The organism is Desulfuromonas soudanensis (assembly GCF_001278055.1).
Lineage (GTDB): Bacteria > Desulfobacterota > Desulfuromonadia > Desulfuromonadales > WTL > Deferrimonas > Deferrimonas soudanensis.
The window spans coordinates 2,368,021-2,382,674 of record NZ_CP010802.1 but is presented as its reverse complement, the minus strand read 5'-3'; the positions used below and the strand labels follow the sequence as shown (position 1 = coordinate 2,382,674).

The 14,654-nt window shown below is 63.0% G+C and carries 16 protein-coding genes; 2 read left to right on the top strand and 14 right to left on the bottom strand.

The window, feature by feature from the left end; translation table 11 throughout:
- Positions 1-81 precede the first annotated feature (81 nt).
- The 14 genes from DSOUD_RS10725 to DSOUD_RS10660 form a co-directional block, all read right to left on the bottom strand.
- Entirely contained in the window at positions 82-1,119 is a 1,038-nt protein-coding gene (locus DSOUD_RS10725; RefSeq protein ID WP_053551005.1) for a GMP reductase, read from the bottom strand.
- A 51-nt stretch (positions 1,120-1,170) separates the two neighbouring features.
- Positions 1,171-1,821, bottom strand: a complete 651-nt coding sequence (locus DSOUD_RS10720) for an outer membrane protein (protein WP_053551004.1) — start codon at positions 1,819-1,821, stop codon at positions 1,171-1,173.
- Positions 1,822-1,858: 37 nt separating this feature from the next.
- Complete coding sequence (locus DSOUD_RS10715; protein ID WP_082351217.1) at positions 1,859-3,565, bottom strand: Ig-like domain-containing protein; 1,707 nt, start codon at positions 3,563-3,565, stop codon at positions 1,859-1,861.
- 129 nt (positions 3,566-3,694) lie between these two features.
- Positions 3,695-4,432, bottom strand: coding sequence for a pseudouridine synthase (locus DSOUD_RS10710; protein ID WP_053551002.1), 738 nt, complete (start codon positions 4,430-4,432; stop codon positions 3,695-3,697).
- A gap of 53 nt (positions 4,433-4,485) precedes the next feature.
- Positions 4,486-4,890 carry a PaaI family thioesterase gene (locus DSOUD_RS10705; protein WP_053551001.1) on the bottom strand — a complete coding sequence of 135 codons (405 nt, stop codon included), beginning with the start codon at positions 4,888-4,890 and terminating at the stop codon, positions 4,486-4,488.
- A gap of 22 nt (positions 4,891-4,912) precedes the next feature.
- Positions 4,913-5,188, bottom strand: a complete 276-nt coding sequence (locus DSOUD_RS10700) for a YciI family protein (RefSeq protein WP_053551000.1) — start codon at positions 5,186-5,188, stop codon at positions 4,913-4,915.
- Between the two features lie 66 nt (positions 5,189-5,254).
- Positions 5,255-5,656, bottom strand: coding sequence for a hypothetical protein (locus DSOUD_RS10695; protein WP_232426433.1), 402 nt, complete (start codon positions 5,654-5,656; stop codon positions 5,255-5,257).
- A gap of 34 nt (positions 5,657-5,690) precedes the next feature.
- Complete coding sequence (locus DSOUD_RS10690) at positions 5,691-6,545, bottom strand: SPFH domain-containing protein (RefSeq protein WP_053550999.1); 855 nt, start codon at positions 6,543-6,545, stop codon at positions 5,691-5,693.
- 43 nt (positions 6,546-6,588) lie between these two features.
- Positions 6,589-7,041: an NfeD family protein gene (locus tag DSOUD_RS10685; protein WP_053550998.1), complete on the bottom strand. Its 453-nt coding sequence runs from the start codon at positions 7,039-7,041 to the stop codon at positions 6,589-6,591.
- A 49-nt stretch (positions 7,042-7,090) separates the two neighbouring features.
- Positions 7,091-7,972, bottom strand: a complete 882-nt coding sequence (locus DSOUD_RS10680) for a carbon-nitrogen hydrolase (protein WP_053550997.1) — start codon at positions 7,970-7,972, stop codon at positions 7,091-7,093.
- The gene (locus tag DSOUD_RS10675) at positions 7,969-8,994 is read right to left on the bottom strand and encodes an agmatine deiminase family protein (RefSeq protein WP_053550996.1); all 1,026 of its coding nucleotides are present in this window, start codon (positions 8,992-8,994) and stop codon (positions 7,969-7,971) included. The genes DSOUD_RS10680 and DSOUD_RS10675 overlap by 4 nt, the downstream gene beginning before the upstream one ends.
- A 90-nt stretch (positions 8,995-9,084) precedes the next feature.
- Entirely contained in the window at positions 9,085-10,623 is a 1,539-nt protein-coding gene (locus tag DSOUD_RS10670; RefSeq protein ID WP_053550995.1) for a bifunctional DedA family/phosphatase PAP2 family protein, read from the bottom strand.
- Between the two features lie 163 nt (positions 10,624-10,786).
- A complete protein-coding gene (locus tag DSOUD_RS10665) occupies positions 10,787-11,956 on the bottom strand; it encodes an IS4 family transposase (RefSeq protein WP_053549677.1) in 1,170 nt (389 codons plus the stop codon).
- Between the two features lie 191 nt (positions 11,957-12,147).
- Positions 12,148-12,690 (bottom strand): HD domain-containing protein, encoded by a 543-nt coding sequence (locus DSOUD_RS10660; protein WP_053550994.1) that lies wholly within the window; start codon positions 12,688-12,690, stop codon positions 12,148-12,150.
- Between the two features lie 198 nt (positions 12,691-12,888).
- Between DSOUD_RS10660 and DSOUD_RS10655 the strand changes: the two genes are divergently transcribed.
- Both DSOUD_RS10655 and DSOUD_RS10650 read left to right on the top strand, forming a co-directional pair.
- The gene (locus tag DSOUD_RS10655) at positions 12,889-13,557 is read left to right on the top strand and encodes a TetR/AcrR family transcriptional regulator (RefSeq protein WP_053550993.1); all 669 of its coding nucleotides are present in this window, start codon (positions 12,889-12,891) and stop codon (positions 13,555-13,557) included.
- 31 nt (positions 13,558-13,588) lie between these two features.
- Entirely contained in the window at positions 13,589-14,653 is a 1,065-nt protein-coding gene (locus DSOUD_RS10650; protein WP_053550992.1) for an efflux RND transporter periplasmic adaptor subunit, read from the top strand.
- The last annotated feature ends 1 nt before the right edge of the window (position 14,654 follow it).

Genomic DNA, 14,654 nt, shown 5'->3' with positions numbered 1-14,654 from the left:
GCGGGGACCGGGAATGGAGCGGTGAAAACCCGTTAATTATTCTGGATATTGAATATAAAGTCAAGGGGCGGCTGCGCCTCTTCAGGAAAAGGTCAAATTCTCCTGTTCGGCTACGCGGATGAAGGTGGTGCGCTTGGTGAGTTCCTTGAGGGCGCCGGCGCCGACATAGGTGCAGGCCGAACGCACCCCGCCGAGGATGTCCTTGACCGTTTCGGCGATCGGTCCGCGGTAGGGGACCTCGACGGTCTTCCCTTCGCTGGAGCGGTATTCGGCGACGCCGCCGGCGTGTTTCTCCATTGCCGTGGCGCTGCTCATGCCGTAGAAGAGTTTGTAGGTGATTCCGCCGCGCTCCACCAGTTCTCCTCCGCTTTCGTCATGGCCGGCGAACATGCCGCCGAGCATGACGAAGTCGGCGCCGCCGCCGAAGGCCTTGGCGACGTCCCCGGCGCTGGCGCAGCCGCCGTCGGAGATGATCCGGCCGCCGAGGCCGTGGGCGGCGTCGGCGCATTCGATCACCGCCGAGAGTTGGGGATAGCCGACGCCGGTCTTAACCCGGGTGGTGCAGGCCGAGCCGGGGCCGATCCCGACCTTGACGATGTCGGCGCCGGAGAGGAGGAGCTCCTCCACCATCTCCCCGGTGACGACATTGCCGGCGACGATGGTCTTCTCGGGCCAGGCGGCCCGGACCCTGGCGACGAACTGGACGAAGGATTCGGCATAGCCGTTGGCGACGTCGATGCAGATGAATTCGAGTTTGGGGTGGGCGGCGAGGATGGTCCCGAGGCGCTCGAAGTCGGCCTCGGACGAACCGGTGCTCACCATGATCCGCTGGTAGATCTCTTCCCCCTGCCGGGCGAGAAAGGTATCCCAAGCCTCCAGGGAATAGTGCTTGTGGATCGCCGTGAGCATCCCGAACTCGGCCAGCACCTGCGCCACCTCGAAGGTGCCGACGGTGTCCATGTTGGCGGCGATCACCGGCACCCCGCTCCACTGGCGGCGGCTGTGGAGAAAGGTAAAGGTGCGCTCCAGATTGACCTGGGAGCGGCTCTTGAGGGTCGAACGCTTGGGGCGGATCAGGACATCCTTGAAGCCCAGCTTGAGATCGGTCTCGACGCGCATGGCAGCAGTCCTTTCCTGAGGAGCCGGATCACTTTTTTTGGCTAACGAGGGTCAGAAGCCGAGACGCAGACCGAGGACGACGCTGTGGCTGTAGTATTCGCCTTCGAACTTTGCTCCCCCGGCCTCGAGGAATTTCGGACGGGTGGTGCCGAAAAAGCGGTAGCCGAAATCGAGGGCGAGGGCGCCCCCGAGAGCCAGGTCGAACCCGGCCCCCACCTGGTAGGCGAGGACCAGATCGTCGTCGTCGGCCAGGGGCTGGCCGGTGACCCGAAGGTCGTCGGCGCTGAGGCGGGCCGCGCCGATCCCGGCGCCGATGTAGGGGGTCCAGCGGCTCGGATTGCGATGAACCCCCCAGGTGTTGAGCAGCAGACTCTCGGCGGTCAGGTCCCCCGTTCCGGGCACATCCCCCTCCAGGAATTCCACCGTATCGAGGGTGTTGCTGCGCCGGGCATATTCCAGTTCGAAACGACCCTCCCCCATGAAATGGCCGACTTTGAGGTCCCAGCCGAGGACGGCGCTCCCCTGGACGGCGGGGTCGAATTCGAGATTGAAGGTCCCCTGGCTGTCGCTACTCTCGGCGGTCCGGAGGAGGTTCGCCCCTCCGTAGAGGCCGAGATAGGGGCCCGTGTGCTCGGCGAGGGCCGGGGCGCAGAACAGGAGGGAGATTCCCAGGGCAGTTATTATTCGGCGGAACGGTTTCATGGCATCCATCCTGTCGTTGCTGAAAAAGGGGCCCGCATCAGGGGACTGTGAGGGCTCGGGTTGCGGTCTTGCCGCCGAAGGCGGCGGTGAGAGTCGCCGCGCCGCTGTCCACGGCAACCGCAAGGCCGGGCTGATTGACGGTGTCGGCAAGAATGGCGACGTTCGTCTTGTCGACGGACCAGACCGTATCCTCTGTCACAACGTGGGTGGTGTTGTCGCTGTAGGTGGCGGTGGCGGTGAATTGGACCTGGGTGCCGGGGATGAACGTCGCCGGCTGGGCGGAGATCGCCAGGCTCTGCAGGGTTCGCTGGATGACGCTGCCGACATTTGCGGTGGCAGTCTGCACGCCAAAGCCTGCGGTGATGGTGGCCGCCTGGCTGGTCGCTGCGACAACACCTTTGACCCGGCCCTTGTTCACACCGAGGTTGAAAGCCTCCACAGCGGCGGCGGAGGAACTCCAGTTTGCGCTGCTGGTGAGATCCTGGGTGTGCCCGCCGGTGTAGGTTCCGGTCACCGTGAAGCGGTCGCTGGTGCCGACGGTTAGGTCGAGACTAGTCGGGGTGATCGACAGACTGTTGAGGGTGGGGTTAACGACGGTGAGGGGGATCGAACCTTCCACTGTTCCCCGTTTGGCAAAAATTGTTGCTGGAGTCAGGGCAACCGTTGCAGCATCGGCGGTGATCCAGGCCAGGCTGTTATCGCGGACTACCGTTGCCTTTGTTGAGTCGTCCACCGTCCAGTCTGCCTGACCGGTGATGTCGCGCGTGGTGCCGTTGCTGAAGCTTCCGGTGGCGAAAATGCGCTGTGTAGTGCCGAGGGCCATGGTCGGGAGAGGGGTCAGGGAGATTGCAGTCAGGTTTCCTCCCGTCACCTGCAGGGAGGTGTTGGCGTTGACACCGTCCAGGGAGGCACTAATGGTTGTCGTCCCCTCCTTGAGGGTCGTGGTCATACCGGTAGCGGCGATGGTGGTGGCAACCGCCGGAATGGAGGAACTCCAAGTCACATTAGGGGGATTGATGAGTTCGGTGCCATCGGAGTAGTGGCCGGTGGCGGTGAAGGAGGTCTGTGCGATGCTGAGGACCGAGGGGTTGGCCGGGGTTATGGTAATCGACTGCAGCTGCGGAGCCGTGACGGTGACGGTTGTGGAGTCGCTGGCGGTGTCGAAGGTGGCGGTGATGTCAGCGCTCCCTACTTCTATCCCCTTGACCCGTCCTTTGCTGGTGACGGTGTCGCCAACCGTGGCAAAGGACGGAAAGTCGGAGGTCCAGACCGAGTCAAAGGTCAGATCCTGTGAGGTTGCATCGGAGAAGGTGCCGTTTGCCATCAGTTGGATCGTCAGTCCTTTGTGAACCGTCGGCGCGGCTGGGGCAATTGTCAGGGCAGTGATGGTCGCAGAGGTGATCTCCAGATCGTAGGTTGCTGAAATCTCCCCGAGTGTGGCGGTGAGGGTTGCCGTTCCGGGGGCGAGTCCTTTCACCCGGCCGGGAACCTCCGGGGGGGTGAACTCGGCAAGCGTCGGGGTGGTGATTTCCCAGAGGACCCTGTCGGTGATGTCCCGGGGGAAGAGCCCCGAGTAGTTGCCGATAGCCTGCAGGGGAATCGAGGTGAGGGGGGCAATAGATGCAAGAGGGGAAACGATCTCGATGGAGGTCAGTGGGGTGAAATCGTTGGGCCGGGTCGCCTGGTCGTCACTGCCGCAGCCCGCGAGAAAAAGGAGCAACCCTGTGCAAAGCAGTCTTCTCATTCTGATCCTCCTGGAAAATCCCTGCGCAGGGTCAAGGACCCTGCTGCGGCCTTTCGGGCCACAGGGAAAATGATACCTCCTTATCCGCCGCAATCGACGGTGGAGGGGTGAAAAAAATCGAAAGAGGCGTCAGCCGATGGCAGCGGGTGGAAGGGCGTCGCTCCAGCCGAAGTGGTCGATCAGGGCCATGAAATTCTCCTGCAGGGGAGCGCTGACGGTCAGCTTTTCGCCGCTGCAGGGATGGGAGAAGGAGATGTCGATGGCGGCCAGCAGCAGGCGCCGGCAGTCGAGGGCGTCGCGAAAGTAGCGGTTGTGTCGCCCTTCGCCGTGGGTGGTGTCGCCGATGATCGGGTGGCCGAGGTGCCTTAAGTGACGGCGCAGCTGGTGGCGGCGGCCGGTGCGCGGCTCGGCGAGGACCAGGCTGTAACGGCTGGTGGGGTAGCGGCCGACGGCGACGGCGAGTTCGATCTCGGCCAGGCGTCGATAGTCGGTGACGGCGCTTTGGGCGTCCTTCTCCTCCGCTTGCGGATAGTCCATGGCGTCGATCTCCTCGACGAGGGGATGATCGATGGTTCCGCTTTGGGGGGCGATGCCGCGCACCACCGCCAGATAGCGCTTGTGCACTTCGCCGGCGGCGAAGGCCTGGGCCAGGGAGCGGGCGGACTCGACGGTGAAGGCGAAGAGGAGGACGCCGGAGGTCGGCTTGTCGAGGCGGTGGACCGGGAAGACGCGGCGGCCGGTGAGGTCGCGCACCAGCTGCAGGGCGAAGCGGGTTTCGTGGCGGTCGATGGGGCTGCGATGCACCAGGAGGTCGCAGGGCTTGTGCACGGCGACCAGGTGTTCGTCGCGGTAAAGGATCGTCGGCATGGCGGGTACTCTAAAGAGGGAGAGGGGAGAGGGGAGAAGGAAGAAGGGAGAAACTACACCCCGCCTCGCACGGCCATTACCCGTACTTCGGCCCGGGCGTGCACGGTCTCACCCAGCAGAAGCTCCGACTCCACAAGAAGGATGCGGCGGCGCTGTTCGACGACCCGGGCGCGCACCAGGATTTGGCGTCCGCTCGGCAGGGGTTTGAGAAACTTCACCGTGAGTTCGGCGGTCACGGCGAACTCCGCCCGGGAGCGGCAGGCGTAGATCGCCGCCTCGTCGAGGAGGGCCGAGATGATCCCGCCGTGCACCACCCCCTGCCATCCCTGGAAATCGTCGGGGATGGTGAGAGTCGCCTCGGCGCTCTGTTTCTCGGCGTCGACGACGAAGGAGGCCTTGAGGCCAATGGGGTTCTCACTGCCGCAGACGATGCAGCGGGCGTCCTGGGAGACTTCCATGATTGCGCCTTCGCCTCTCGGGTCAGGGGAGAACTTTTTTCCAGGCGTTGATGGTCACGGCGCTGAAGAGGCCGGCCTTGGCGTAGGGATCGCCGGCGGCAAAGGCCTCGGCGTCGGTGCGGCTGTCGAGATCGAGGATGACCACCGAACCGTTCATGTCCCCCGCCTCGTTCAGGGTCGGCCCGGCGGCGAAAAGCTTTGCACCGAAGCTCTTGAGATATTCGACGTGCGCCGGACGGTTGTCCATGCGCACCTGCAGATGATTGGCCTTGTCGGTGCAGCAGATGACGTAGAGCATCGGAGTGATTCCTTTGTCTGTGAGAAAAGAAGGGCAACCGGGCGGTCCGATCGCGTGAACCTGACGTCAGGAGGAAGCCTTAGCATACCAGTACGAGGCAACGATACCGTAAAGGAAGTTGAGTCCCACCACGACTACGGGCATCAGGGTGCCGAAACCGAGGCCGAACATCCCCTTTCCCATGGAGGGGAGGACCACGAAGAGCATCATCGCCGAGGGGAGGAGGCTAAAGAGCATCCCTCTGAGGGCGATCCGTTGCCTGAGAACGGGGAGAACGAGAAGGAGCATCCACAGCCCACCCCAGATCATCCGTTGGTAGAGCCAGGGGGCGGCGAACTCGGGCTTCATCCCGATTCCGATGAGGTCGGAAATCCCGACGACACCCATCGCCCAGATATTGAAACTGTCAAGAAGTCCGCCGAGAACCCCTCCGGTAAATGCTCCACTCAACTTTCGCAACATCACCATTTTGACCCCCTCGGAATTTTGAACCTGCGCGACTTCACTTCCCCAGCGTTCCGATGATCCCCCGCACCGCCGCCGGGATGTCCGCAGGGAGGAGAACGACCTTGGCGTTGTTGGCCGTGGAGATCTGCCGTACTGCTTCGATGTATTTTTCGCCGAGGAGGTAGAGGACCGGCATCTCGTTGGCCTGGATCGCCTCGGTGACCTTCTGGATGGCCCGCTGGCTCGCTTCGGCGAGGACCACCTGGGCCTGGGCGTCGCGCTTGGAGGCTTCGAGGCGGCCGTCGGCGCTGAGGATGGCGGCGGACTTCTCACCCTCGGCGCGGGTGATGGTGGCCCGGCGTCCCCGTTCGGCGGCGGCCTGCTCTTCCATCGCCGTCTGCATGGTTTTGGAGGGGGTGATGTCCTGGATCTCGACGGTCTTGAGGGTGATCCCCCAGTCGGAGATGTCGTCGGAGATGGCGGCCTTGAGCTTGGCCTTGATCATGTCCCGCGAGGAGAGGGCGTCGTCGAGGTCCATCTCGCCGACGATGGAGCGCAGGGAGGTCTGCACCAGGGTCTGGATGGCGACGATGTAGTCGGTGACGCCGTAGACCGCCTTTTCCGGGGAGACGATGTTGAGATAGGCGACGGCGTTGGCGATGATCACCGCGTTGTCGCGGGTGATGACTTCCTGGGAGGGGATGTCGAGAACGATGTCCTTGGTGGTGACCTTGTAGGCCACGGTATCGATGTAGGGGATGATGATGTTGAGCCCCGGTGAGAGGGTGCTGTGAAACTTGCCGAGGCGCTGGATGACGTACTTGCTCCCCTGGGGGACGAGGCGCACCCCGAGCGTGATGGTGACGAGAACGAGAATGACGAAAATAACAACGAGAACGATCCCTGCCATGAAAGTAACCTCCTGAAATGTATATGTGATGACAATTGTCGAGTTAGCGTTTTTCGACGATCAGGGTGTTGCCGGAAATCTCCCGGACGACGACCCGGTCGCCGACGGCCGTCGGCGTCTGGCAGATGAAGGGCCACTCGTCGTTGCCGAGCAGGGGGATGGTGAAGCGCACCACGCCGCGCTGTCCCTCGAGAGGGGCCTTGATCACCTGGCCGCTTTCGCCGAGGGCCGCTTCACGGGAGAGGCCGGCCTTGGTGCGGTCGGTCATCAGAGGCCGGAGATAACGAAACCACAGCCAGGTGAAGAGACCGGAGGCGAGCGCAAAGCAGAGAAGCTGGCCGGTGAGGGGAATCGTCGGGAACAAAAGGAGGAGAAGGGCGACGAGGACGGCGCCGAGGCCGAACCAGAAGATGGTGAAGCTCGGCACGAAGAGCTCGGCGATGATGAGAATCATGCCGAGGGCCAGCCAGTGCCAGTAGAGAAGGGTGAAGCTCATGGACGACTCCTGGTGAGCGAAGGAAAAAACGGGGGAAGCCGGGGGAACCTCAGTCGCGGTAGCGCTTGACCAGATCGCCGTAGGCGTCGATGCGCCGGTCCCGCAGGTAGGGCCAGATGCGGCGCACGTCCTCGCTGCGCTGCCGGTCGAGTTCGACGGTGAGGACCTCTTCGCTCCCTTCGCCGGCCCGGGCGAGAAACTCCCCCTGGCATCCGGCGACGAAGCTGCTCCCCCAGAAGAGGGCGCCGGGGCCGCTTCCGGGATCGGCTTCGAAGCCGACGCGGTTGACGCTGACGACAGGGATGCCGTTGGCGACGGCGTGGGAACGCTGGATGGTGATCCAGGCGTCTCGCTGGCGCTGCTGCTCGTCTTCGGGGTCGCGGGGGTCGTAGCCGATGGCGGTGGGGTAAATGAGGATTTCGGCGCCGGCCATGGCCATCAGGCGCGCCCCTTCCGGATACCACTGGTCCCAGCAGACGAGGACGCCGAGGCGGCCGACGGAGGTGTCGATGGGGTTGAAACCGAGGTCGCCGGGGGTGAAGTAGAACTTCTCGTAGTAACCGGGATCGTCGGGGATGTGCATCTTGCGGTAGGTCCCGGCGATGGTGCCGTCCTTTTCGAAGATGACGGCGGTGTTGTGGTAGAGCCCGGGGGCGCGTTTTTCGAAGAGGGAGGTGACGAGAACGATCCCCAGTTCTTTGGCCAGGGCGCCGAAGGTTGCCGTGGACGGCCCGGGAATCGTTTCGGCCTGGTCGAAGACGGCGGTGTCCTCGCTCTGGCAGAAGTAGAGTCCGGTGTGCAGCTCCTGTAGGACGACAAGAGAGGCGCCGCGGGCCGCAGCCTCGCGGATCCCCTTGATGCTTTTGTCGATGTTTTCGCTGCGCACGGCGCTGCAGCTCTGCTGGACCAGGCCGACGATCAATCTGTTCATGGCAAGACTCCCCGGGGGATCTGCATGGTGACGCAGTGCAGGGAGCCGTGCTGCAGGATCAAGGGGAGGCAGTCGATTCCAATGATCTGCCGCCCCGGGAAGGCGTCGCCGATGGCGGCCAGAGCGGCGGCGTCGTTGAGATCGCGGTAGGTGGGGACCAGGACCGCGCCGTTGATGATCAGGTAATTGGCATAGGTGGCCGGAAGGCGCTCCCCCTCCTCGTCGTAACGGGGAGAGGGCCAGGGGAGGGGATTCAATCGGTAGGGGCGGCCGTCGCGGGTACGCAGGGCCTGCAGCTCCTGCTCCATGCGGCCGAGGGCGTCGAAGTGCTCGTCCTCCGGGTCGTCGCAGCGGACGTAACTGATGGTGTCGTCGGGGCAGAGGCGGGCCAGGGTGTCGACGTGGGAGTCGGTGTCGTCGCCGGCGAGGTAGCCGTGTTCGAGCCACAGGAAGTGATCGGCGCCGAGGAGGGGGGCCAGTGCCGCCTCGATTTCGGACCTGTCGAGGTGCGGATTACGGTTGGGGTTGAGAAGGCACTCGGCGGTGGTGAGGATGGTGCCGCATCCGTCGCTCTCGATGCTCCCCCCTTCGAGAATCAGGCCGATGCTCCGTCGCTCGGTTGTCCCGAAGGCCCCGGCCTCATGGAGGAGACGGGTGATCTGGTTGTCGTGGTTGCTGGCGAATTTGAGCCCCCAGCCGTTGAAGCCGAAGTCGAGGAGGAGGGGCCGACCCTTTTGCAGAACGGTGATCGGCCCGAAATCCCGGGACCAGGTGTCGTTGGCGGGGAGGGCGTAGAGGTGCACCCGTTCCATAAGCGCTCCGGCCTGGCGCAGGATCTCGGCGACGGCCTGCGGTTCGGGGGCGACGATGAGCACCTGCTCGAAGCGGCTGATCCGGGTGGCGATATGGACGAAGACCGGCTCGACCTCGTCGAGGATCGGGTGCCAGTCGCTGTCGGCGTGGGGCCAGGCGAGGAGGACGCCGTCCTGGGCCTCCCATTCGGCGGGGAGTCTGTTGCTCATGATTTGATCCGTGGGTGAGGATTTACGCGCCAGTGGTTCCGGCTGCCTATCCTATAAAAAAATTCCTGTTTGGGCAATTGTTTTCCACCCTTAGCGCCGCTCCTGCGGCGGTGAACGGTCGACAGCCGTTTGGGTCCTGACGTAGTCGACGACCCCGAAGAGGGTGGCCAGGGCCGCAAGGGTGAGAATGGTCGTTTTGAGCCAGGAGGAGAGCCGGATCGGCATCCACCCCCTTTGCCAGGGGAATTCGCCGCCGTAGCGGCGCCGCGCCTCACCGGCGGTGACCAGAAACGTCAGCCACAGGGCCGCCAGGGCGAAGCCGGCCAGGACGTCGCTGAGCCAGTGGACGCCGAGGTAGATGCGGCTCAGGCCGATGGTCAGGGCGAAAAAACTGCCGCCGGTGACCAGTGCCAGCTTCCCCCGCATATTATCGATGCCCCCGAGGAGCAGGTAGACGATCAGACCGTAGAAGACCAGACCGACGAAGGCATGGCCGCTGGGGAAGCTGGCCGAGTCGGGTTGCAGGGCTGCAAAAAAAGGGGCGGGGCGCGGGCGCTGGAAGAGGGCTTTGAGGACGAAGACCAGCAGTTCGCCGCCGGCGGTGCCGACAACGAGAATCAGCGCCGAAACGTCGCGGTTGTTCAGAATCAGCCAGAGCAGGGTCAGGGCGCCGATCATCAGCAGGACCGGCCAGTTGCCGAGGGAGGTGACGATTAGAAAGAAGGTGTCGCTCACCGGGTGGCGCAACTCCTGCACCAGGGTGTAGCTGCTCTGGTCGAGGCGGGAGAGGCGTTCATAAAAGACCCCCCAGGTCAGGGCGCCGAAGAGGGCGGCAAAGAGAGTGCTGACGGCCAGGGCGAAAGTCAGGTAGAGCCCTGCGCCGTGGCGAAGGGAAAAGCGCTCGGCGACAAAGGTCCAGAGCGCCGGGTGGGCGGCGGCGAAGGCCTGTACCTTCGGTTTCTGCAAAAAGGACGTCCAGCGAAGGGAAATCCCCCGCCACAGGTGACGGCCGGCCTTTGCCAGACGGGGGGCCAGGTATTTCCAGAAGAGGGCGTTGCTGACGAAAAGCGCAGCCAATACGGCGATGGCCAGGCTGAAGCGGCCGGTCCACAGCTGCACCAGTTTCCAGCTGGCGCCGAAGACGTAGCCGAGTCCCGGGTAGGCCGCCCCCCAGAGGAGACCGCTGGTCACGGCCCAGACGATGAAGGGGAGGGGGCGCATGTGGGCGCTGCCGGCGACGAAGGGGATGAAGGGACGAAGAAAGCCGACGAAGCGGCCGATGAAGACGCTCTTGCCGCCATGCTCGATGAAAAAGACGTTAGCCCGGGCCATCAGAGCCTGGCGCCTTCGGAACAGGCGGTGCTGACGCAGGGTTTCGCCGAGTCGGGCGCCGGCCCAGTAGCTGATCAGATCGCCGAGGATGGCGCCGCCGGCGGATACCGCGACGAGGGTGGAAATGTCCCCCTTGCCGTGGGCGGCCATGAAGCCGGCGAAGACGATGAGGACGCTGCCGGGGACGAAAATCCCCACCAGTGCCAGCGACTCGACGAAGGAGAGGGCTCCGATCAGCAGGTAGTAGCTCGCTCCGCCGGGGAGGTAGCCGAAGAGGTTTTGCAGCCAGGCTTCCATGGAGGTCGTTCCTCACTGATCGATTTCAATGCACGGGTTCACAGGAAAATCCGGTCTTACGCTTAAAGCAAAAAAAGGGTTCGGTTCTGTCCTTCTCTGCGTTCTCCTGCCTTCCTCCGCGCTCTCCGCGTTGAAGCTTTAACTTCGAGGCACTACTGTCCGGTTAATAGCCGAATAAATTCAGCTGGTTATAATCTTGGGTGTCTGGAATCTGCTTGAGCGCTTCCGCAACCAACGATGAAATGGGCTTTTTCTCGAACAGATTGACCTCCAGGATCTGCAAAAAAGTGTAGAGAGTACATTTGATGCTAAGCTGCCTTTTAGCGATCGCCACAAGTAGATATATGCAAAGAGCTACCCATATCTGGCTCTTGACCGCATTGATAGAAGTCCCGTAGAACGCTTTTATTCGTAGATGCTGTTTGATCCACTTGAAGAATAGCTCCACTTGCCAGCGCTGTTTATAGATGTCTGCAACCGTTGTGGCTCCAATTTCAAAGTGGTTGGTGAGGAATACAAGCCGCTTGTTTCGCTCTTTATCAACATAACTGACCCGGCGCAATCTCTCCGGGTAACCCTTTTTCGATTTCTGGGTGACCAAGGCAATCACTTGGTCGGCTCGGACGCCGGCCTCCTTGTCCTTGGGCAAAGAGTACAACCGCTGGTAGCGTAGGTTGTCCTTGGCCCGCACCACGAAGAAGGCGCCCTGTCGGTGAATGGCATAGAGCCGGGCAAAATCTACGTAGCCGCGGTCCATCGTGTAGATGGCCTCTTCGGTGACGGGCATTTCGTCAAGCATCTTGACGTCATGTACTTTGCCGGTTGTCACGGCCACAAACGTGGGGATGATGCCGCGCAAGTCAATGAGCGTGTGCATCTTGACCGCTGCCTTGGTCGTGCGAAACTCGGCCCACGGAAACAGGGTGAGGCAGAGGTCAATGGTCGTCGAGTCAAAGGCGAACAGTGGCTGCTTCAACTCGATGGCCAAGGGCTCATCCCGGTACAGCTGCTGTGCCATGCCGATCAGGACTTGGCCGAAATCCTGAAAAATGCGCCAATCCCGGCGCTCGTTGGCGTCGGCAAGGGTGGAGCGGGAGACAGCGCCACGAAATCCGATGTGGTAGAGCTTCTCCCGATGAGAGTTCAGGCACGTTTCGATATCCCTCAAGCTCTCGCGACCCGATAGCTGGGCATAAGCCAGGCACAGGAACTGGTCAAATGCAGTAAAGCTTTTGGCCCGGTACTCGCCGCGATACCGTCGGGCACAGAGGTTGAACTCGTGACGCGGGAGAAACTGAAGTAGCTGTCTGAAAACGGTCTGGCCAGCGTTCATGGATGCCCTCCTGAAGTGTCAGGAAGATATCACTCGCGGGCGGGGTGAAGCGATTTCAAATCGAGAAAAGAACAGTTGAGCCAAAGTACTATAATTTTCAGTAGGTTATCGACGTACATTCAAAGTTAACCGGACAGTAGTGACTTCGAGGTTTTATTTTTGTCATTTTACCAGAAGGGCGAAGGGAGACATCACGGTCCGAAGCGCTCGTACCAGGCGTCCAGGATTTGAAGCTTTTCGGCGCCGTAGCGCTCGACGCTGCTGCGCACCTCGGCAAAGGAGCGTTCGCGGTCGTTTTCCTGCGGGTTTTTGGAGAAGAAGAGGTCGGCGTAGGTGACGATCTGCTCTTCCAGAGTGACAGGGAACATGTCCCGCGCCGGCAGGGGGAGGTGACGCGCGGCGATCTCGGCGGCGCTCAGGCCGACGCCGATATGACGGTCGCAGACCAGGGCGTGGCGGGCAAGTCCCTCGGACTCGAGAAGTTCTCGTCCCTTGTAGGCGTGTGCCAGATAAGGGAGGGTTCCGCTGCAGCCGAGCTCCGGAGCGTCGGTGTAGAGAATTCCGATGTCGTGGAGGAGGGCGGCCTCCTCCACGAAGGGGAGATCGACGGGGCAGCGCAGGCGCGCGGCGACGGCCGTCGCCCTGGCGGCGACCCGGGTGCTGTGACGCAGCAGCACTGCGTGGGCCAGGGTGCCGGGGGGATAGTATCTATCGATGAGGGCGAGGGGGTTCATCGTCTTATCCGCAGGGTTATGGAGAGATTTCTGGCCGATCCGGATTGAAAGCCGGCTTCAAATCCCACGGTTCCATTTTATAGCAACCCCTTCGGCAGGGATACCGCAAAAAGTCGAACGCGGTCGAAACATCTTGACCGCAACCCGGGGCGCGGTTAAAATCCGACCGCGGTCGAGAAAACAATTGCGGGAGGGGAAATGGGCGGCATTCGGGAGAGCAAAAAACGCCAGACCCGCGAGGCGATCATGGCGGCGGCGATGCGCCTCTTTGCCGAGGAGGGGTATGAGCGGACCAGCATGGAGATGCTGGCCCGGGAGGCGGGGATAGGCAAGGGGACGATCTATGGCTATTTCCCCACCAAGGATGCCATTTTTCTCGCCTACTGCGAGGAGGAGATCGATTTCGCCTTCGCCGCCCTGGAGCGCCTCTCCGACCCGGCGGCGCCGCTCCTCGAGCAGCTCCTGACCCTCTTTACCAGCCAGTTCGCCTTCGTCACCCGCAACCCCGAGTTCGGTCGCCATCTGGTGCGCGAGATGGCTTTTCCCCGTCCCGCTTCCCAGGAAGCCTCCCGGCAGCTCGACGGCCGCTACATCTCCGGTGTCGGCGCGCTTCTCGAGGCGGCCCGGGAGCGGGGGGAGCTCAAGGAGGATTGCGACATCTTTCTGGCGACGGTGCATTTCTACTCCTTCTACCTCGTCGCCCTCTCCGGGTGGTACGGAGGATACACCCGGACCCCGGAGGAGGTGGAGGGCTCCCTGCGCGCCCTCTTCATCCAGGCCTTCAACGGCCTCGGGAGAGAGCCTTTGGCCGAGCAAGCCGACGCCGGGCTCATCGAACGTCTCAAGCATCCTTTCACCGGCCTTTGAACGCCGGTTGCCCATCGACAGGAGATCCGCCATGACCCGATCGTTTCGATCCCTTTTTTGCCTTCTAACCCTCTGCGTCCCTCTGGCACTGGCCGGGTGCGGCAACGGCAGCAATGCCGAAGAGAAGGTCCAGGAGCCCGCGGCGGAGAAGGTGACCAACGTCCGGGTCCAGATCCTCGCTTCCCAAGACCTTCAGGAGCGCTTCACCCTCCCCGGGAACCTCGAGGCCTGGGAGGATTTGACCCTGGCGGCGGAACTCGACGGACCGGTGCGCTGGATCGGCCCGAAGGAGGGGTCTCGCCTGGCGGCCGGGGAGGCGATACTGCGTATTGACCCGGAGACCCAGGAGGCCAATCTGGCCAGCGCCCGCACCGAGAGCCAGCTCAAGGAGCGCACACTCAGACGTCTGGAGGAGCTGCAGGCCCAGAAGCTGGTCAGCACCCAGGAGGTCGAGGAGGCCCGCAACGAATACGAGGCCGCCCACGCCGCTCTGCAGGTGGCGCAGGTGGCCCTGGCCAAGAGCACCCTCTCTGCACCGGTGGCCGGGGTCCTCGACCGTCTGCTTGTCGACCGCGGCGAATACGTCAAAGCCGGCGCTGCGGCGGCTGTTCTGGTGCAGGTCGACCGCCTTAAAGTGCTGGTCGATGTCCCGGAAAAGGATGTTTCCTTTCTCAAAATCGGCGATCGGGTGGAGGTAATCTCGTCCCAGCTCGAAGGGGAGGGTGTCCCGCCGCGGACCGGGACCCTGATCCATCTCGCCTACCGGGCCGATCCGGCCACCCGGACCTATCGGGCCAAGATCGAGGTCGACAACGGGGACGACCGGCTCCGTCCGGGAATGATCGTCCGCGCCGGATTCCTGCGCCGCGACCTGCCCAACGTCATCGCCGTTCCCCTCTACGCCCTGGTCGATGAAGGGGGGAGGCGGATCGCTTTTGTGGAGGACAACGGAGTGGCGCGCCTGCGCACGGTGGTTCCCGGGGCCGTGGTCGGCAATCAGGTGGTGATCCGCGAGGGACTCAAAACAGGGGAGCGTCTCATCGTTCAGGGGCAGCAGCTCATCGGCGACGGCTCCCGGGTCGCGGCGGGGGAATAAA